We start from the raw sequence: 17,043 nt of genomic DNA on the forward strand, positions 1-17,043 counted from the left end.
GACATCACCCGGCGCTGCGCGACGAGGCGGGCTCGCGGTCGCTCCACGGCAGCGTCACGTCGACGATGAACGCGCCCGCGTGCTCGCCGAGCCACGCTGTGCCGTCGAGCTCGGCCACGCGCTCTCGGATGCCCTGAGTGCCGCGGCCGGCACCCGGCACGCGCAGCCCAGAAGGGGCGAGCGGGTTGCTGACGCGGATGCGCGCGCCGACCGTCGCGGCCGCCTCGAGGAAGAGCGACACTCGTGACCCCGGCGCGTGCTTGATCGCGTTCGTCAAGCTCTCTTGGACGATGCGGTAGACGGATGCCTCGAAGGCGGCGGTCGCCCGCTCTGCGTCTTCGATCAGCACGTGCGAGTCGATCACGACGCCGTTCTCGCGGTAGTGCCTGATCAACGCGCCCAGAGACTTCAGCGAGGCGCTGGAGGCGCTCGACGCGGCACCACCACCGGGCCCGGAGCTGCGCAAGCCGCCGAGGAGCACCCGCAGGTCTTCGAGCGCGGAATGCGCCTGCTCCCGAAGGCCGCGAGCGCGCGCCTTGAGCTCGGCAGGCCCGGCGCTCTCGGCCGTGAGCTCGAGGGCGCCGGCCTGCAGCGACAGCACCGACAGCCCGCTGGCCAGGGTGTCGTGGATGTCGCGCGCGACGCTCTCGCGCTCACGCTGGCGCGCCAACTCGATTCCGAGCTCGTCGGCGCGGCGGCTCTCACGCGCGGCGAGCCGTCGACTGGAATCCACCTCGACGCGCGTGCGCCCGTACAGGTAGGTGACCAGGGTCAGCCCGAGCGCCACGAGCGCGATCAGGACGGTGACGAGGTTCCAGACCGCCGGGTGTGCGGATGCCGTGCCGGCATCGGTCGTGAAGATATACGCCAGCGCGCCACCCCACGGGCCGACGAGCTCGCGAACCACGTACAGCCCGACACCGGCCAGACCGATCGCGGCCAGGCGCGTGGTGCGAGATCGCCACGCGAGAAGCGCCTGCAGTAGTCCGACGAGGAACAGCAGGTAGGAGACGCCGACGAGCAACAGCACAGCACCGGCGATCACCGTGAGCAACGGCACCTGCCGTCGCCAGAAGACGGTCACCCATGCGGCAAGCGCGACGAGGCACAGCAGCGTGCCGAACCCGGTGACCGTCAGCGTTCCGTCGCCGCCGGGGCCAGCCGCGCCGGGCACATTGATCACGCCGACGATGTCGACGACCGCGCCCATGATGAACAGCCCGGTCGACCAGCCGCCCGCGAGGACGCGCCGCAGGACGCCGCCGCGACGAGGGGCGGCCACGATCGGGGTCGAGGTCATGACGCGAGCGTAGGGGCGACCGACGACATCGCGCTCCAGCCACCGGGCCGACGATGCCAGCCGATCGGCTGGCGATCACGAGCCCGAAGGACGATCCGTGCGGCATGCGCGGCGCACGAGGGTGATCACGTCGCCGGAACACCCCGGCGCCACGTCGCCAAGGAGTACGCATGTCCGAGACCCAGTCCCCCGTTCCCCCGCAGGCGCCGGTCGGCGCGAACCCGCCTCAGGCGCCCCAGCTCAAGCGCCGAAGCGGCCTCGGCGTCGCAGCCCTCGTGCTCGGCATCATCGCCTTCGTCCTCGCCTGGATCCCGTTCGCGAGCTACGTCGCGATCGGACTCGGCGGTGTCGGGCTGCTGCTCGGCATCCTCGCGCTCGTCCTGCGCGGCCATCGGGGCGGAATCGCCGTCGCCGGCACGATCGTCGCGGGCATCGCCCTGCTGGCCGCGATCCTGATGACGGTCGTGTACGCCGCCATTTTCTCCGCCGCACAGTCGGTCGGTCACGATCTCGACAAGAAGGCGAACAAGCAGGTGACCGTCGTGTTCCAGGTCACGGGCACGTCCACCGACGCCACCGTGACCTACTCATCGGCCTCGGGGTCCGGCATGTCCCAGGCCACGGGTCAGAAGCTGCCGTTCTCGAAGACCATCACCGAGAAGCAGGGCCTCATTCCCGTCTATTCGCTCACTGCCACCAACGGCACGACCGGCGCCGATATCGCCTGCAAGATCACCGTCGATGGCAAGGTCGTCGCGCAGCAGACGAGCTCGGGACAGTTCGCCACGGTCGACTGCACGGCCACCCCGGACGCCGACAAGTAGTCCCACCGCCGCTCAGCGGGTCACGACGACGAGCTTGCCTCGCACGTGACCCGCTTCGAGCCGCGCGTATGCCTCGGCCACGCGCTCGAGCGGGTACACCGCCTCGATCGGCACCACGATCGAGCCGTCGGCGACCAATCGGACGATCTCGGCGAACTGCTGCATGGTGGCCTGCGGGTTGCCGACCCCCTGGGCGCCGCGGTGCCCGCGGGCCGCGATGGTGTTGATCCGCTCCACGGGAACTCCCACGGCGAGCGCGGCATCGACCGAGTCCGGCCCGTTGTTGTCGAGCGCGGCGGTGAAACCCTGGGGCGCGGCATCCTTCAACCGCTCCACCAGTCCGTCGCCGTACGTGACCGGCGTGACGCCCAGGCTGCGCAGGAAATCGTGGTTGTGCTCGCTGGCCGTGCCGATCACGGTCGCCCCGCGCAGCACGGCGAGCTGCGCGGCGATGAGGCCCACTCCCCCGGCGGCCGCGCTGACGAGCACGGTGTCGCCGGGGCCCGCACCGACGCGGTCGATTGCGGCGATCGCCGTGCGGCCCGCGACGGGCAGCGCCGAGGCCGTGTCGTAGTCGAGCGCGGCGGGTTTCTCGATCAGGATCCCGTCGCTGCCGGCATCCTCTGCAGCCGCCTTGATGATCACGAAATCGCCGATCGCGTGATGGCGGCGGCCACCGAGCACGGCGTCGCCGACCCGGAACCTGGTGACGCCCTCGCCGATCTCGTCGATGTCACCCGCGAAATCGAAGCCGACGCCGGCGCCACCGGGTATCGAGCCGGGGTCGGTGAGCCCGTAGTTCGCCGCGCTCTGCGCCGATCGCACGATCTTGTAGTCGACCGGGTTCAGTCCGTTCGCGCACACGTGCACCCGTACCTCGCCTGGGCCCGGGTGGGGCGGCTCCTCGTGCACGATGCGCAGCACCTCGGCCGTGGGGCCGAACCGGTCGAATCTCGCGAAACGGGCCATGCACGCAACGCTAACGTGGTCAAGGTGACCGACACCGCTCCCGTCGTGAAGAAGATCCCCACCGAGCGCACCTTCCACGGCGACACCGTCATCGATGACTACGAATGGCTGCGGGCGAAGGACGACCCCGAGGTCATCGCGCACCTCACCGCCGAGAACGCGTACGCCGAGAGCCGCAACGCGCACCTCGCCGGGCTGCGCGAGACGATCTTCACCGAGATCAAGTCGCGCACGCTCGAGACCGACCTGAGCGTGCCCGTGCGCGAGGGCGACTGGTGGTATTACTCGCGCTCGTTCGAGGGGAAGCAGTACGGCGTGCAGTGCCGCGCGCCGATCGCGAGCCCGGATGATTGGAGTCCCCCGCGGCCCGCCGAGGTCTCGGCCGAGGTGCCGGCGCTGCCCGGCGAGCAGGTGCTCTTCGACGCCAACCGGGAAGCGGAGGGACACGACTTCTTCTCGCTCGGCACCTTCGATGTGTCGGCGGACGGCACCCTGCTCGCCTACGCCGTCGACGTCGAGGGTGATGAGCGCTACACCCTGCGCGTCCGAGACCTCGCCACCGGCGAGGACCTCGACGACGAGGTTCCCGGCACCGCCGCGGGCGCCTTCTTCAGCCCCGACGGCCGTTTCGTCTTCTACACCACGGTCGATGAGGCCTGGCGCCCGGACACCGTGTGGCGGCACACGGTCGGCACGCCGGCATCCGACGACGCGAAGGTGTTCTACGAACCCGATGAGCGCTTCTGGGTCGGCGCCGGCCTCATGCGCAGCCGCCGCTTCATCGAAGTGGGCGCGTCGTCGTCGATCACGAGCGAATCCTGGCTAATCGATGCGGATGACCCGACCGGAGCGCCCCGCATCGTGTGGCCGCGCCGTGAGGGCGTCGAGTACTCCGTCGACCATGCTGTCGTCGCCGGCGAGGACCGGCTGTTGATCCTGCACAACGACGGCGCCCTCGATTTCGAACTCGTCGACGTGCCGGCATCCGACCCTGCCGCCACGCCTCGCGTGCTGATCGCGCACGACCCGGCAGTGCGGCTCGATGACATCGACGCCTTCGCCGAGCGCATCGTCGTCGAGTACCGGCGCGAGGGACTGACCAGGCTCGGGCTGATCCCGCTGACGGATTCCGGCTACGGGAAGCTCGTCGAGGTGCCGTTCGACGAGCCGCTGTACACCGTGCGCGCGTCCGGCAACCCCGAGTGGCGGCAGCCGACGGTCCGCCTGAGCTACGGCTCGCTCGTGACGCCGTCGACGGTCTACGACCTGGTGCCGGCCACCGGCGAGCTGCGGCTTCTCAAGCAGCAGCCCGTGCTCGGCGGGTACTCGCCCGAGCTGTACCAGCAGCGCCGCGAGTGGGCCGTCGCCGAGGACGGCACCCGCGTGCCGATCTCACTCGTGTACCGCCGCGACCTCGTGCCGCCCGATGAGCGCGGGCGACCCGTGGCGCCCGCGCCGCTCGAGCTCTACGGCTACGGGTCGTACGAACACAGCATCGACCCCGCGTTCGGCATCTCTCGACTGTCGCTGCTCGACCGCGGCGTCGTCTTCGCCATCGCGCACGTGCGCGGCGGCGGCGAACTCGGCCGCTCCTGGTACGAGAACGGCAAGAAGCTCGCGAAGAAGAACACCTTCACCGACTTCGTCGCGTGCGCGCGCCACCTGATCGACACCGGGTGGACGGCGCCGTCCAGACTCGTCGCGGAGGGCGGCAGCGCCGGAGGCCTGCTGATGGGCGCCGTCGCGAACCTCGCGCCCGAGCTCTTCGCCGGAATCCTGGCGGACGTGCCCTTCGTCGACGCTCTCACGTCGATCCTCGACCCGTCGCTGCCGCTGACGGTGATCGAGTGGGACGAGTGGGGCGACCCGCTGCACGATGCGTCCGTGTACGAGTACATGCGTTCCTACACGCCGTACGAGAACGTGAGAACGGATGTCTCGTACCCGCCGATCCTGGCAGTGACCAGCCTCAACGACACGCGCGTGCTCTACGTCGAGCCGGCGAAGTGGGTGGCGCGCCTGCGCGAGGTCGGCGCGGATGCGCAGCTGAAGATCGAGATGGTCGCGGGCCACGGCGGTGTCTCGGGCCGCTACAACGCGTGGCGCGAACGCGCGTGGGAGCTCGCCTGGCTCCTCGACCGCCTCGGCCTCGCCGCCTGAGCCCCAGCCCGCAGAGCTGCGCCTGTGGACAGCTGACGCGGCGTCGCGGCCGCTGCGCCACAGTGTGCGCATGCTGCGCTCCACAGGCGAATCCCCTCTGTGCTCCTTCGGCCACATCGCCACGCATGCCGAACTGCTGCGGACGTTCCATGGCCAGGAGTCGGCCATCATCCCATTCCGCATGGGCTACGGACGCACCGAACTGCTCAGGATGGGCGTCTACATCTGCTCGCACCTCACCGAAGAAGAGCGACTCGCGGCCTGGTGTGGCGGGCATCTGGACTGCGTCACGGTGCTCGCCGGGTTGGGCCTGCCGATAGCTGCCCCCGATCATCCCCACCTGCGCTTTCGGCGCGGTCAGCGCGGAGCCGCAGCTCGCTGGCGTGCCGATGCGCCTTTGGCTCGCGTGCATTGGAGCGGGCCGCGCACCCGCGTTCCATCGCTTGAAGCCACGAAGCGCTCAGCGCGCAAGGGAGGCCTGCCCGACCGCTTGCGGATGCCGTGGCGTGAGGCGTTGCGCCAAGCGATGACGACGTGCCTGACCTATGCCGAGAGCGGCGAACTGCTTGCTGCGATGTGCGATGACGGCTTCGCGGCCGAGGATCTCGCCCACGCGATCACCGTCGCTCCCCGTCGCGTGTACGTCGCGCTTCTCCGTCTCGGTGCGATTCCGCAGGACGTGCAGCGCATCGCCTCGGAAGCACTTGAACGAGAGCACCATTCCTAACCCGGAGAGCACCAATGGTGCACACTCCACACCAATGGTGCACAGTCAGCACCAATGGTGCTTGGTCGACACCAATGGTGCAAAGGCAACACCAATGGTGCAGAGTCAGCACCATTGGTGTCATCTGTGCGAGAAATGGGGCTCTAGTTCAACTCCGCTGAGGTCATGTGCTGGGGCCGCGGACCCGGCACGCGCGATCAGCCGAAGAGCAGGGCGGCCTCTTCCCAGCGGCGGCGCGGCACCGAATTCAGGCTGCGGGTCGCCTCGGTGATGCTGACGTCGACCACGTCGGTTCCACGCAGGGCGACCATCGTGCCCCACCGGGCCTCGGTCACCGCGTCAACCGCCGCCATGCCGAAGCGGGTCGCCAGCACACGGTCGAAAGCGCTCGGAGCCCCGCCACGCTGGATGTGGCCGATGACGGTGGCGCGCGACTCGATGCCCGTGCGCTCTTCGATCATCGGGGCCAGGATGTCCGCGATGCCGCCGAGAAGCGGGCGCCCGAACGGGTCGAGCCCCTTGTGCGAGTGCGCGCCGTCCATCGTCGGCAAGTGAAAACCCTCGCTGACGACGATCACCGGCGCACGGCCGCGGTCGCGCACCGATTCCACCCACTCGCAGATCTGCTCGATCGTCGTGCTGACCTCGGGGATGAGGATGGCGTGTGCACCGCCCGCCATACCGGCGTGCAAGGCGATCCAGCCGACGTAGCGCCCCATCACCTCGACGACCATGCAGCGCTGGTGGGACTCGGCTGTCGTACGCAGGCGGTCGATCGCCTCGGTGGCGATGCCGACCGCGGTGTCGAAGCCGAACGTGTAGTCCGTCGCCTGGAGGTCGTTGTCGATCGTCTTCGGGACGCCGACGATCTTCAGCCCGTCGTCGGAGAGACGCCGGGCGGCGGCCAGCGTGCCCTCGCCGCCGATCGCGATGATCGCGTCGATGCCGTTCTTGTCGAGCACCTTCTGAATGTTCTCGGGGCCGCCGCCGGCCTCATAGGGGTTGGTGCGGCTCGAGCCGAGGATGGTGCCGCCCTCCTTCGACAGGCCGCGCACACGGTGCCGGGGCAGCTCCATGAGGTCGCCCTCGACCACACCCTTCCAGCCCCAGCGGAACCCCACGAATTCGTGCCCGTAGACGCGGTCGCCCTTGAGGACGGCGCCCCTGATGACGGCGTTGAGTCCGGGGCAGTCCCCACCGGAGGTCAGAATTCCGATTCGCATGAAAGCTCCTTCTGCTTGGAGACTATCGACCGTTGGGGTCCTATCGAGACAGTCCGAGTGCCCGAGCCAGCTTCGACCCCGATGACGGCGGCTGCGCACCTGCGGCAACGAGGCGCACTTCGATCGCATCCAGGAGCGCGGCGCGATCGGATGCCTCGCCGGCGCTCCCCCCAGGAAGGAGTTCGACCTCCCACTCCTGCCAGCGTCGCTCGGTGCCCTGAGTCGCACCGGAGCGCAGGTCGGTGGCCACAACGTGATCATCGGCGAGCTCGACGAGAGCTTCGCCGTCGGCATCACGCAGCACGGTCGCGACCCGGTGGTTCTGGACGCGCGCGATCGGCACGAGAGGGCTGTCGCCGACGAGCCCGCCGAGCGCGGCGCGGACCTCCGCGGGAAGCTCTGCCCCCTCGCCCTCCCCCAGCGGGAACTGCTGCTCGCGGCGCCCTTCGGCAAGCGGCGGCCACTTGATGTGCCACCCGGCGTCATGCCCGCCCACGCGGCGCCGCACCGCGACGCGCTGCCCGGCGAGCGTCAGCTCGGGGGTGTCGAAGTACGTGGCGTCGAGGTCGAAGGCATCCGCCTCATCTGCGCTCGCGACGCGCCCCGCGCCGATCAGCGACGGCATGCGCGCGGCCGAGTCCACGTCGTACTTGCGCTCGATCTCGACGTCGCCACCGCTCATATGAACAGTCTGCGGCATCGTGCCGACCGAACCGGAATCGGGTATTGGCCTGCCGCGAGCCCCGGCGTAGCCTGCATCCCATGAGCGACAGCCGACTTGACGAATTCGACGATGACGACGTCGATCTCGAGGACGAGGCACCCGAGGACGTCGAGGACTACGAGCCCGAGACGGAGGCCTTCGACGAGGAAGACCTCGACCTCGACGACGACTTCGAGTCAGACGAAGAGGTCTTCCCCGACGACGAGCGCCCCACGGGTTACGGGGACGAGCTCGACGAAGAGGACGAGGAGTTCGACGACTTCGACGAGTGATCGTCCCCGCTGGTCGACTCGGCGCAGCCGAATGGAGACCGGCTGGCTCAGTCGAGCGCGTCGCGCAGCAGGGAGACCAGCGCGTCGAGCTGAACGGATGCCTCTGAGCCCGGCTCGACGTCGATGCCGTCGAGCGCCCGCAGCGCGAGGCCCTGCTTGGCGTCGATGAGCTCGGCGATCTTCGAGTCGATCGTCTGCGCGGCGATGATGCGCCACGCGGTGACCGGCTCCTCCTGGCCGATGCGGTGCACGCGGTCGATCGCCTGGGTCTGCTCGGCCGAGGTCCACGACAGCTCGGCGAGAACCACGTTGGACGACACTTGCAGGTTGATGCCGACTCCTGCGGCGGTGAGAGAGCAGACGACGACCGAGACCTCAGGGTCGTTCTGGAACGCGTCGATCGACTTCTGACGCTCGATGGCGCTCTGGTCGCCGCGGATCGACACCGCCTTCAGCTCGCGCGCCGCGAACAGTGCCTCCGCCTGGTCCATGACGTCGATGTGCTTGGCGAAGAAGACGACCTTGCCGGTCGAGCGGGCGAGCTGCGCCGCGTAGTCGGCCGCGAGGCCGGCCTTCGCCTGGCCGATGCGGCGCACCATCGTGAAGACGTTCTCGCCGGACTTGGCGTTCTTCGACTCCTCGAGCTCGGCGTGGGCGACGACCCTGATGAGGTGCTCGCGCCGGGCATCCGTGCCGCCTTCGACGTTCTCGCCCACGCCTGCGGCCAGCGCGCGCTGGTAGCGCGACACGAGGCGGCCGGCCAGCTCGCGCTCTGCGGCCTTGATCGAGCGCCCCAGCTCGTCATCGAGTTCGACGGGCATGTCGACGATGCGGCGAGAGGGCAGGTCTGCGGCGACGTCGATCTTGCGGCGGCGCACGATGCCGAGATCGATGACCGTCTCGCGCGCCTCCGGGTAGAACTCGTGGTCGGCGGGCGTGAGACCGGTCTCTTCGAGGCGGTCCATCAGCTCGCGCGTCGGCTTGGTGCCGTCGATCCAGCCGAGGAACTGCCAGATCGCCCGGAAGTCGTCGATGTCGTTGATCAGCGGGGTGCCGGTGAGCGCGATGAGCAGCGGCTCGCCGCCCGGGGCCGTCTTGCGGATCGTGTCGGCGAGGGCGAGCACGTGCTGCGAGCGCTGCGAGTGGAGGTTCTTGATGAAGTGCGCCTCGTCGACGACCATGCCCTTGAAGCCCATCTGGGCGATCCACGACAGGTGGCGGTCGAGCACCTCGTAGTTGACGATCACGATGTCGGCGAATGCGTCGAGGCCGGCGCCGTCACCGTGGATCACGGTGGCGCGGCGCTGCGGCGTCCACCGCTCGACCTCGCGCTGCCAGTTCATCTTGACGACGTTGGGCACGACGACGAGAAGCGGGTATGCATCGGCGACGGATGCCGCCAGCAGAGACTGCGCGGTCTTTCCCAGGCCGGGCTCGTCGGCGAGCAGGAAGGTGCGGTGCCCGAGGCGTGCTGACTCGACGAACTGCGCCTGGTGGTGCATGAGCTCCATACCGGGAGGCGCGTAGCGGTCGATCTTCGGGGCGGGCGGCAGCTCCATACTGGCGATGCGGCCGCCGGCGCCCTGCTCGAACGACTTGAACAGCGGTCCGAGCAGCTCCCACGAGTCGAGGCGGCGCCGCGGGGCCGGCCGGGCCTGCTCGGCGTAGCGCGAGAAGTCCGGCGCGAGGAACGGGTTCGACAGCTGACGCGCCTTCACCGACTGCGGGATGACCTGCTTCTCGGCGAGCTCGGCAGACAGCACAGGCTTGTTGTCGAGCACCTTGGGCTCTTCGACGACGATGATCAGGTCGTCGGGGCTGAGGGCCGTTCCCGACTCGAGCAGCCAGTCGCGGCGCATCTTCTGTGCGGCGGCCGATGGCGAGGCATCCGTCTCGAGGAGCTGGATGAGGCTCGTGTCGCGGGCCGCGGTCTTGGCGAGGATCTGCGCGATGCCGTCGAGCCGCTTCAGCTGCTCTGCGCGCTGCGCCTCGCTGAGCTCCGGGTCGGACTTCGCTCGGGCGCGCTCTTCGCGCATCAGCAGGGCGATGACCTGGAACTTGGTGCGGTTGGTCGGCCCGAGCTTCTTCCCGCCCTGGGCCTTTGCTTCGACCTCGCGCACGCGGCGCGCGAGGACGGGGATGAGGCCGTCATTGTTCTGATGACGACGCCCGGAGCGCCGCTGCTGTGCGACGCGCTCTCCGGTCTGGGACATGTGCCTCCACGAACGATCTGCGGGCCGACCGGGAGGACCCCGGGGATTCACCCGATGTGCTGGACGGATTCCGGGGCCGAGGCACGAACGAGCAGCGAGAGCCTCTCGGGCCGCGGCGGAACGGGAATCCGCGCGACTCCTATCCTACCTCAGTCGGGCGAAGCCCACCGGCACCGCCTGCCGCGACGGGCAGCCGCGCATCACGACGACGGCGTGACTCTGATGACCACGCCGGCTGCGATGAAGGTCGCGGCGCCGGCGATGCTCAACCCCTGGAACGCGATGTTCGGAAGCGGCAGCGGGAAGACCGGGTTCCAGATCACGACGATGGCCGCCATCGCGGGAACGAACCACCATTGCTTCCCCTGAATCGCGAACCAGCCGATGATGGCCGCGAGAATCGCCGCGGGGTATTCGATCCAGGTGTAGTTCTTGGTGCCGATGAGCGCGAGCCCGGCCATCAGCACGATGGCCCCGAGGAAGCCGGGTGCAAGTGCGAGGCGGGCGGGCTGGGGTGCGTTCGTCGGGCGTGCCATGGCGAGGGAAGCCTATCGGGTGAGGCCTCCGGCTCAGCTGGGCGCGCAGCGGCGACGAACGCACCCGATCGCTCACGCGTACGAGACGTGCTCGCCCTTGCGCAGCAGGAAGGCGGCGGGCTCTCCACCGAGGTCGGAGCGCACGGTGAGTGCCGAGCGCTGGGCGAGCAGCGCGAAGTCCTTCTCATCGAGGCGCGACATCGGAACCCGGCGCAGCTCGGCGTCGGCGGCGATGCCGCACACGGCGAACACCACGTCGGGAAGCTCGTCGGCGGCGTCTGCACTGTCGAGGTAGACGATGGGGGCGCCGCTGTGGTCGAGCGGAAGAACGCTCAGCAGGGCGGCGGTGGCCGCTTCAGTCGAGACGCCCGTCAGATCGATCACGGTGTGGTCCGGGCCGCTGCGCGGTGTGCTGATCGGGCCGGCCGTGAGCGTCAGCCACTGGCCGGGCTCCATCTCGTCGAGGACGGATAGCAGTGCGCCAGACAGGATCGGGTCGAGGTTCTTGAGCACGACGTGCCTCTTTCAAAAAGTCGTAGAACTGACTCTCCTCAACCCCGCTACGCACGCTACTGGCAAGACCGCCGCCGGAGTATTCCCCCATGCGGGGGCTAAGACGGCGTGTCGTCGCATCCTGGCGCCCGACGTCCACTAAAGGCGCTCACCTGAAGCGCGCAGGAAACGTCGACGCGGCTTGGATCAGGCGCCCAGGGCCGGCTTGAGCGCAGCGAACCAGGCCCGATAGCCGGCATCCGTCAGATGCAGCCCGTCCGTTGTGAACTCGGGCTTCAGCCCGCCGTTCTCGTCTGCGAGAGCCGGCCACAGGTTCACATAGCTGCATGAGACGCTCGGCACGTACCGCTCGAGCTGCTCATTGACGGTGCGCACGACATGCGCGTACTCGGGCTGGCGCGGCAGGATGCTCTGCATCACGATCGCCGCGTCGGGAAGCTTCTGACGCAGGGTCGAGAGAATCGCCTGGATGTTCTCGACGACCTCTTCGAGCGGAAGGCGCCACGCGAAATCGTTCGTGCCGATCTCAACGACGACGGTCGACGGGCCGGCCGCGACCACCTCGTCGAGCCGCTCGAGCAGATCGTGCGTGGTGTTGCCGCCGACGCCGAAGTTGATGACGCTCTGGTCTGGCAGCAGCGCCTGCCAGTCGCCATGCTCGGTCAGGCTGTCGCCGACGAATGCCGTCACGGTCCCTGCGGTCATATCCATGGCCTCCTCGTGTTCCTAAGTTAGCGAACTACCCGGGTGCGCGAGGGGCGGAACGCGCCCGTCAGTGCACGAGTGTGCGGCCCATGATGGCGCTGCTGAGCGCCTCAACCGGTTCAGCTGCCGAGTGCGGGTTCGAGATGAGGGTGAAGTCGACGTCGCCGACCTCTGGGAGCGCGAGCCGGTTGCTCACCTTGACGAGGTCGCCGGGGATCAGGGTGCGTGGGAACACCGCGACCCCGAGGCCGGCCCTGACTGCCGAGAGCACGCCGTTGACCTCGCGGGTGTTGCAGGTGATGCGCCACGTGCGCCCCGCTCCTTCGAGCGCGTCGATCGCCATCCGCCTGCTCATCGACTGCTCCTGATACGAGACGAGAGGAACGGGCTCATCGGGCGCGAGCTGGATGCCGTCGAGGCCCATCCACACCATCTGGTCGGTGCTGACCCTCGTGCCCTCGCCGAGGCCGGGCGCCTGCTTGATGAAGATCAGGTCGAGCTGGCCGGAGCTGAGGCGCCGGTGCAGGCTTCCGGACTGCCCCACCGTGAGCTCGAGGTTGAGCTGGGGATGCAACGCGCGGAAGTCCCTGAGGATGCGGGGCAGCTGCGTCATCGTGAAGTCGTCGGCGGCGCCGAAACGCAGGCGGCCCCGCATGGCCTTTCCGCTGAAGTAGCTCTCGGCGGACGCATGTGCCGCGAGGATGCCTCGCGCGAAGCCCGCCATCGCGTCGCCGTTGTCGGTCAGCCGCACCTGCCGGGTGTCCCGGTCGACGAGGATGCGCCCCGCCTGCGTCTCAAGGCGGCGCACATGCTGGCTCACGGTCGGCTGGCTGAGCTGCAGCCGCTGGGCGGCACGGGTGAAGCTGCCCGTCTCGGCGACGGCGAGGAAGCTGCGCAGCAGCACGGGGTCGAACATCGGCGCCACCCTTCGGCGAGGTATTGCGTTTCCCAATGGGAGTTATTGCCATCATTCCACGGATTTATCGAATCGATCCGAATAGCCTGGAAGGGCTGTGACTGCGACGCCTGCGAATCCCCCGACCGAGCCGATGATGGTGATGACCAGCCGGCCGCGCTGGCGAGACATGTTCGCGTCGCTGAAAGTGCCGAACTATCGGCTGTATGCCTCGGGCCAGATCGTGTCGACGACTGCGCAGGGCATGCAGCGCATCGCCCAGGACTGGATCGTCCTGCAGCTGTCCGGCAACGTCGCCGACGTCGGCATCACGGTCGCGCTGCAGTTCGCGCCCATGCTCGTCTTCGGGCTCTATGGCGGCGTGATCGCCGACCGCTACCCGAAGCGGCGCATCCTGCAGGTCACGCAGACGATGATGGCGACGCTTGCCGCGACGATGGCGGTGCTCATCTTCACCGGCTCGATCCAGGTGTGGATGATCTGGTGCATCGCGCTTCTCGGCGGGTTCGCGACCCTGGTAGATAACCCGGCGCGGCAATCCTTCGTGTCCGAGGTCGTGGGGCCGGCGCTCCTGCGCAATGCGCTGAGCCTCAACTCCTCGACGTTCCAGCTCGGCGCGCTGATCGGGCCGGCCATCGGCGGCATCCTGCTCTCTGCCATCGGCGGGGGCTGGTCGTTCGGCGTGAACGCACTCGCCTGCCTCGGCACGGTGTTCGCACTCAGCCGGCTCGACCCGACGCAGCTGCTACCTGCGCCGAAGGCGCCGCGTCGCAAAGGCCAGTTGCGCGAGGGCCTCGAGTACGCCGCACGCAAGGACGAGATCCTGTTCACCCTCATCGTGCTGACCTCGGTCGCGCTGTTCGTCTACACGATGCCGGTGCTGCTCACCGCGTTCGCCGACCACGTCTACCGCGTCGGCTCGTCGGGCTACGGCATCTTCAATGCGCTCGTGGCGCTGGGGGCGCTGAGCGGCGCGCTGCTCTCCAACCTGCGGGCGACCGTCAGCCTGCGCACCGTGATCACCGGCGCCATCGTGCTCGGGTTCGTGCAGGCGCTTGCCGGTCTCGCGCCGCAGATCGCGATCTTCGGCGTGCTTCTCGTGGGCGCCGGGATGTCTCAGCTGCTGTACTTCATCGCCTCGAACTCGCTCGTGCAGATGTCCACGAACATCGCGATTCGCGGACGGGTGATGGGCGTCTTCGTCCTCATCCAGCTCGGTGGGCAATCGATCGGCGGCCCCCTCATGGGCTGGATCGTCGACCACTACGGACCGCACGTCGGCATGGCCGTCTCGGGCATCATGCCCCTGCTGACCGCGCTCGTCGCCGGCACGGTGCTGGTCAAGCGCCGCGGCCAGACGGTGTCCGGCGTCGCGAGGCGGCTCGTTCAGCGGCACGCCTGACCCGGCGCACAATCACGCCTTCGAGCGCCAATAGGCTGAGAGGCATGCCCGATTCCGTCGTCCTCGCCGTCGACTTCGGCGGCACCAAGGTCGAGGCCGCGCTCGTGCGCCCCGACGGCTCCCTCGTCGCAGGCTCGCGCAGCCGCGCCGCCACCGGCCGCTCCGCCGAGGTGCCGCAGCTCGAGGCATCCGTCGCCCAGGTGATCGACCACGCACTCGCGTCACTCGCCGGCGCCGAGTTGATCGGCGCGGGCGTCGCGTGCGCCGGCCCGATCGACCGCGCAGCCGGCGCGATCTCGCCGCTCAACGTGCCGTCGTGGCGCGGCTACCCGATGCGAGCGCTCGTGCAGCGCGTACTGGCGGGCGCCGGGCACGAAGCCCCGGTCGTGCTCGAGATGGACGGCGTCGCGATCGTGCTCGCCGAGCACTGGGTCGGGGCGGCGCAGGGCGCTCAGAACGTCATGGGCATGGTGATCTCGACGGGCGTCGGCGGCGGTCTCATCAGCCACGGGCAGGTCATCGTCGGCAAGACCGGTAACGCAGGCCACATCGGCCACATCGAAGTGGCCGGCATCGACGGCGAGAACACGTTCGGGAACCCGCACGTGCTCGAGGCGATCGCGAGCGGGCCGCACACGGTCGCCTTCGCACGCCGGAACGGGTTCGAGGGCACGACCGGCGAGGAGCTCGCCGCGGCCTACGCGGCGGGCGACCCGGTCGCCCGCGCCGCCATCGAGCGCACCGGGCGCGCGGTCGGCCAGGCGATCGCGAGCGCGACGGCCCTGCTCGACCTCGAGGTCGTCGCGATCGGCGGCGGCTTCTCGCAGGCCACGCCCGACCTGTTCGACTTCATCCGTGCGCAGATCGCGACGCACCACTTCGACTTCGTGCGCAAGGTGAAGGTCGTGCCGTCGGGACTCTCGGGCGAGGGCCCGCTCATCGGCGCCGCCGCGCTGATCTACCGCGCCGACCAGATCCCGGCATAGCCGCCGCTCGCTCACGCGTGCGCCACTGGCTTCCGCATTCCGCCACTCGGATCCGAGTAGCGCACGGCGGAAGCCAGTGGCGCACGCGAGGGGCAGGGAGCCCGGGCAGGGGCGCGGGCGGCGCCGTCAGCCAGCGATTCCGAGCAGGCGCCGCGCGACACGCACGTCGTCGGCGATCTGCTCGATGAGGGCCGGGATGCCCGTGAAGGCGGTCATTCCGCGGATGCGCGCCACGAACACGACCTCGACCTCGTGGTCGTAGAGGTCGATCGTCTCGTCGATGACATGCGCCTCGACCTGCTTCTGCGGTACGCCCTCGAAGGTCGGGTTGTTGCCGACCGAGATCGCGGCGGGGTGACGCACGCCCTGATCGATGAGCCATCCGGCGTAGATGCCGTCGGCGGGAATGAGCCCCTCGGACTGCGGTGAGAGGTTCGCCGTGGGGAAGCCCAGCTCGCGGCCGCGCTTCGCGCCGTGCACGACGAGCCCGCGCAGCATCGGCGCGCGCCCGAGCAGCCGCTCGGCCTGCTCGACCTCGCCGGCGGCGAGCAGCTGGCGAATGCGCGTCGACGAGACCCGCTCCCCCGCGGTGCCGACCACGTCATCGATCAGCTCGACGGTGAATCCGTGCGCCTCACCCAGCGCACGCAGCTGCGCGACGTCACCCGCGTTGCCGCTTCCGAAGCGGAAGTCGCTGCCGACGAAGACGCGGCGCGCGCGCAGCGCCTTGACGAGGTACTCGGTCACGAAGCGGTCGGCCGGCACCGCCGCGAACGCCTCGTCGAAGCGCACGACCAGCGTCGCGTCGACGCCGGTGCCGGCGAGCAGCTCGAGCTTCTGGTCGAGACTCGAGAGCGCGTCGGGGCAGCGCTCGGGGGCGACGACTTCGAGCGGATTCCTGTCGAAGGTGACCACGACAGAGACCACGCCGTCGTCCTTCGCCGCGGTGACGAGCCGGTCGATGACGGCGCGGTGGCCGGAGTGCACTCCGTCGAACTTGCCGATCGTGACCGCGCTCGGCCCGAAATCGGGACCGATCTCGGCCTCTGAGTGGAAGACCCTCACGCCGCCGCCTTTCCGCTCTCGCGCCGCGCACGATCGGCGCGCAGCCCGACGGGGTGCGACCTGAGCCACCACATGCCCGCGAGCGGAAGCACAAGCGGCACGAACCAGTAGCCCTGGCCGAAGACCGTCCACACCGTCGCGGTGTCGCCGAAGGCGTTGCCGGAATCGGGCCCGAGCGCGTCGGGGAAGAAGGTGGTGATGGCACCGACGATCACGACGCCGGCGAACTCGATCGAGACCGTCACCCACGCGACGCGATACCAGGCGCCGCGGTGCACGATCAGCGCGACCATCGCCAGCACGTAGACGAGGGCGGAGACACCCGAGATCGAGATCGCGATCGGCGCCTTCGCGAAGTGGTCGATGATCTGGAACGCGCTGCGCCCCACCGCCGCCATCACGAGCACCGCATAGACCGCGATGAGAACCGTCAGGGTGCCGGTGCCGACCAGGCGCGGCATAGCGGCCGAGAGCCTCTCGGTGACGGATTTGGACTCGGACATCGCAG

General features: G+C 69.3%; 17 protein-coding genes. 6 read left to right on the forward strand and 11 right to left on the reverse strand.

Translation table 11 applies throughout. The annotated features are described in order from the left end of the window. Positions 1 to 4: 4 nt before the first annotated feature. Complete coding sequence (locus tag ABD736_RS13280) at positions 5 to 1,300, reverse strand: sensor histidine kinase (RefSeq protein ID WP_344792341.1); 1,296 nt, start codon at positions 1,298 to 1,300, stop codon at positions 5 to 7. Between the two features lie 170 nt (positions 1,301 to 1,470). Here ABD736_RS13280 and ABD736_RS13285 point away from each other — a divergent pair, with 170 nt between their 5' ends. Further along, positions 1,471 to 2,124: an MmpS family transport accessory protein gene (locus ABD736_RS13285; protein ID WP_344792342.1), complete on the forward strand. Its 654-nt coding sequence runs from the start codon at positions 1,471 to 1,473 to the stop codon at positions 2,122 to 2,124. 12 nt (positions 2,125 to 2,136) lie between these two features. Here ABD736_RS13285 and ABD736_RS13290 read toward each other — a convergent pair whose 3' ends face one another. Beyond that, entirely contained in the window at positions 2,137 to 3,093 is a 957-nt protein-coding gene (locus ABD736_RS13290; protein WP_344792343.1) for an NADP-dependent oxidoreductase, read from the reverse strand. Between the two features lie 24 nt (positions 3,094 to 3,117). Between ABD736_RS13290 and ABD736_RS13295 the strand changes: the two genes are divergently transcribed. Together ABD736_RS13295 and ABD736_RS13300 are read left to right on the forward strand one after the other, a co-directional pair. Then, complete coding sequence (locus tag ABD736_RS13295; RefSeq protein WP_344792344.1) at positions 3,118 to 5,253, forward strand: S9 family peptidase; 2,136 nt, start codon at positions 3,118 to 3,120, stop codon at positions 5,251 to 5,253. A gap of 70 nt (positions 5,254 to 5,323) precedes the next feature. Next, a complete protein-coding gene (locus ABD736_RS13300) occupies positions 5,324 to 5,980 on the forward strand; it encodes a hypothetical protein (protein WP_344792345.1) in 657 nt (218 codons plus the stop codon). Between the two features lie 197 nt (positions 5,981 to 6,177). Here ABD736_RS13300 and ABD736_RS13305 read toward each other — a convergent pair whose 3' ends face one another. Continuing rightward, on the reverse strand, positions 6,178 to 7,203 hold the full coding sequence (locus ABD736_RS13305; RefSeq protein WP_344792346.1) for a 6-phosphofructokinase: 1,026 nt from the start codon (positions 7,201 to 7,203) through the stop codon (positions 6,178 to 6,180). Between the two features lie 40 nt (positions 7,204 to 7,243). Next, positions 7,244 to 7,885, reverse strand: coding sequence for a CYTH domain-containing protein (locus ABD736_RS13310; RefSeq protein ID WP_344792347.1), 642 nt, complete (start codon positions 7,883 to 7,885; stop codon positions 7,244 to 7,246). A gap of 80 nt (positions 7,886 to 7,965) precedes the next feature. On the opposite strand from ABD736_RS13310, the gene ABD736_RS13315 reads away from it, so the two are divergent. Beyond that, the gene (locus ABD736_RS13315) at positions 7,966 to 8,199 is read left to right on the forward strand and encodes a hypothetical protein (protein WP_344792348.1); all 234 of its coding nucleotides are present in this window, start codon (positions 7,966 to 7,968) and stop codon (positions 8,197 to 8,199) included. Between the two features lie 47 nt (positions 8,200 to 8,246). Here ABD736_RS13315 and ABD736_RS13320 read toward each other — a convergent pair whose 3' ends face one another. The 5 genes from ABD736_RS13320 to ABD736_RS13340 form a co-directional block, all read right to left on the reverse strand. After that, on the reverse strand, positions 8,247 to 10,412 hold the full coding sequence (locus tag ABD736_RS13320) for a DEAD/DEAH box helicase (RefSeq protein WP_344792349.1): 2,166 nt from the start codon (positions 10,410 to 10,412) through the stop codon (positions 8,247 to 8,249). A 200-nt stretch (positions 10,413 to 10,612) separates the two neighbouring features. Then, positions 10,613 to 10,948, reverse strand: a complete 336-nt coding sequence (locus ABD736_RS13325) for a DUF6804 family protein (RefSeq protein WP_344792350.1) — start codon at positions 10,946 to 10,948, stop codon at positions 10,613 to 10,615. A gap of 72 nt (positions 10,949 to 11,020) precedes the next feature. After that, positions 11,021 to 11,461, reverse strand: a complete 441-nt coding sequence (locus ABD736_RS13330) for an RbsD/FucU family protein (protein WP_344792351.1) — start codon at positions 11,459 to 11,461, stop codon at positions 11,021 to 11,023. A gap of 186 nt (positions 11,462 to 11,647) precedes the next feature. Next, complete coding sequence (locus ABD736_RS13335) at positions 11,648 to 12,166, reverse strand: GDSL-type esterase/lipase family protein (RefSeq protein ID WP_344792353.1); 519 nt, start codon at positions 12,164 to 12,166, stop codon at positions 11,648 to 11,650. 67 nt (positions 12,167 to 12,233) lie between these two features. Further along, positions 12,234 to 13,082: a LysR family transcriptional regulator gene (locus ABD736_RS13340; protein ID WP_344792354.1), complete on the reverse strand. Its 849-nt coding sequence runs from the start codon at positions 13,080 to 13,082 to the stop codon at positions 12,234 to 12,236. A gap of 97 nt (positions 13,083 to 13,179) precedes the next feature. On the opposite strand from ABD736_RS13340, the gene ABD736_RS13345 reads away from it, so the two are divergent. Together ABD736_RS13345 and ABD736_RS13350 are read left to right on the forward strand one after the other, a co-directional pair. Next, on the forward strand, positions 13,180 to 14,484 hold the full coding sequence (locus ABD736_RS13345; RefSeq protein WP_344792355.1) for an MFS transporter: 1,305 nt from the start codon (positions 13,180 to 13,182) through the stop codon (positions 14,482 to 14,484). A 44-nt stretch (positions 14,485 to 14,528) separates the two neighbouring features. Next, positions 14,529 to 15,470, forward strand: coding sequence for an ROK family protein (locus ABD736_RS13350; RefSeq protein WP_344792356.1), 942 nt, complete (start codon positions 14,529 to 14,531; stop codon positions 15,468 to 15,470). Positions 15,471 to 15,596: 126 nt separating this feature from the next. Here the strand turns inward: ABD736_RS13350 and ABD736_RS13355 are convergent, their stop codons facing one another. Together ABD736_RS13355 and ABD736_RS13360 are read right to left on the reverse strand one after the other, a co-directional pair. Continuing rightward, complete coding sequence (locus ABD736_RS13355; protein WP_344792357.1) at positions 15,597 to 16,535, reverse strand: bifunctional riboflavin kinase/FAD synthetase; 939 nt, start codon at positions 16,533 to 16,535, stop codon at positions 15,597 to 15,599. Continuing rightward, positions 16,532 to 17,038, reverse strand: coding sequence for a hypothetical protein (locus ABD736_RS13360; RefSeq protein ID WP_344792358.1), 507 nt, complete (start codon positions 17,036 to 17,038; stop codon positions 16,532 to 16,534). The genes ABD736_RS13355 and ABD736_RS13360 overlap by 4 nt, the downstream gene beginning before the upstream one ends. Positions 17,039 to 17,043 lie beyond the last annotated feature (5 nt).

Source organism: Gryllotalpicola daejeonensis, from assembly GCF_039538145.1.
GTDB lineage: Bacteria > Actinomycetota > Actinomycetes > Actinomycetales > Microbacteriaceae > Gryllotalpicola > Gryllotalpicola daejeonensis.

Excerpts from the sequence above, each read along its gene's own strand:
- ABD736_RS13340 (WP_344792354.1), bottom strand. The coding sequence starts at position 13,082 with ATGTTCGACCCCGTGCTGCTGCGCAGCTTCCTCGCCGTCGCCGAGACG.
- ABD736_RS13315 (WP_344792348.1), top strand. The coding sequence starts at position 7,966 with ATGAGCGACAGCCGACTTGACGAATTCGACGATGACGACGTCGATCTC.
- ABD736_RS13360 (WP_344792358.1), bottom strand. The coding sequence starts at position 17,038 with ATGTCCGAGTCCAAATCCGTCACCGAGAGGCTCTCGGCCGCTATGCCG.
- ABD736_RS13325 (WP_344792350.1), bottom strand. The coding sequence starts at position 10,948 with ATGGCACGCCCGACGAACGCACCCCAGCCCGCCCGCCTCGCACTTGCA.
- ABD736_RS13290 (WP_344792343.1), bottom strand. The coding sequence starts at position 3,093 with ATGGCCCGTTTCGCGAGATTCGACCGGTTCGGCCCCACGGCCGAGGTG.
- ABD736_RS13320 (WP_344792349.1), bottom strand. The coding sequence starts at position 10,412 with ATGTCCCAGACCGGAGAGCGCGTCGCACAGCAGCGGCGCTCCGGGCGT.
- ABD736_RS13350 (WP_344792356.1), top strand. The coding sequence starts at position 14,529 with ATGCCCGATTCCGTCGTCCTCGCCGTCGACTTCGGCGGCACCAAGGTC.
- ABD736_RS13300 (WP_344792345.1), top strand. The coding sequence starts at position 5,324 with ATGCTGCGCTCCACAGGCGAATCCCCTCTGTGCTCCTTCGGCCACATC.
- ABD736_RS13285 (WP_344792342.1), top strand. The coding sequence starts at position 1,471 with ATGTCCGAGACCCAGTCCCCCGTTCCCCCGCAGGCGCCGGTCGGCGCG.
- ABD736_RS13335 (WP_344792353.1), bottom strand. The coding sequence starts at position 12,166 with ATGACCGCAGGGACCGTGACGGCATTCGTCGGCGACAGCCTGACCGAG.
- ABD736_RS13280 (WP_344792341.1), bottom strand. The coding sequence starts at position 1,300 with ATGACCTCGACCCCGATCGTGGCCGCCCCTCGTCGCGGCGGCGTCCTG.
- ABD736_RS13305 (WP_344792346.1), bottom strand. The coding sequence starts at position 7,203 with ATGCGAATCGGAATTCTGACCTCCGGTGGGGACTGCCCCGGACTCAAC.
- ABD736_RS13310 (WP_344792347.1), bottom strand. The coding sequence starts at position 7,885 with ATGAGCGGTGGCGACGTCGAGATCGAGCGCAAGTACGACGTGGACTCG.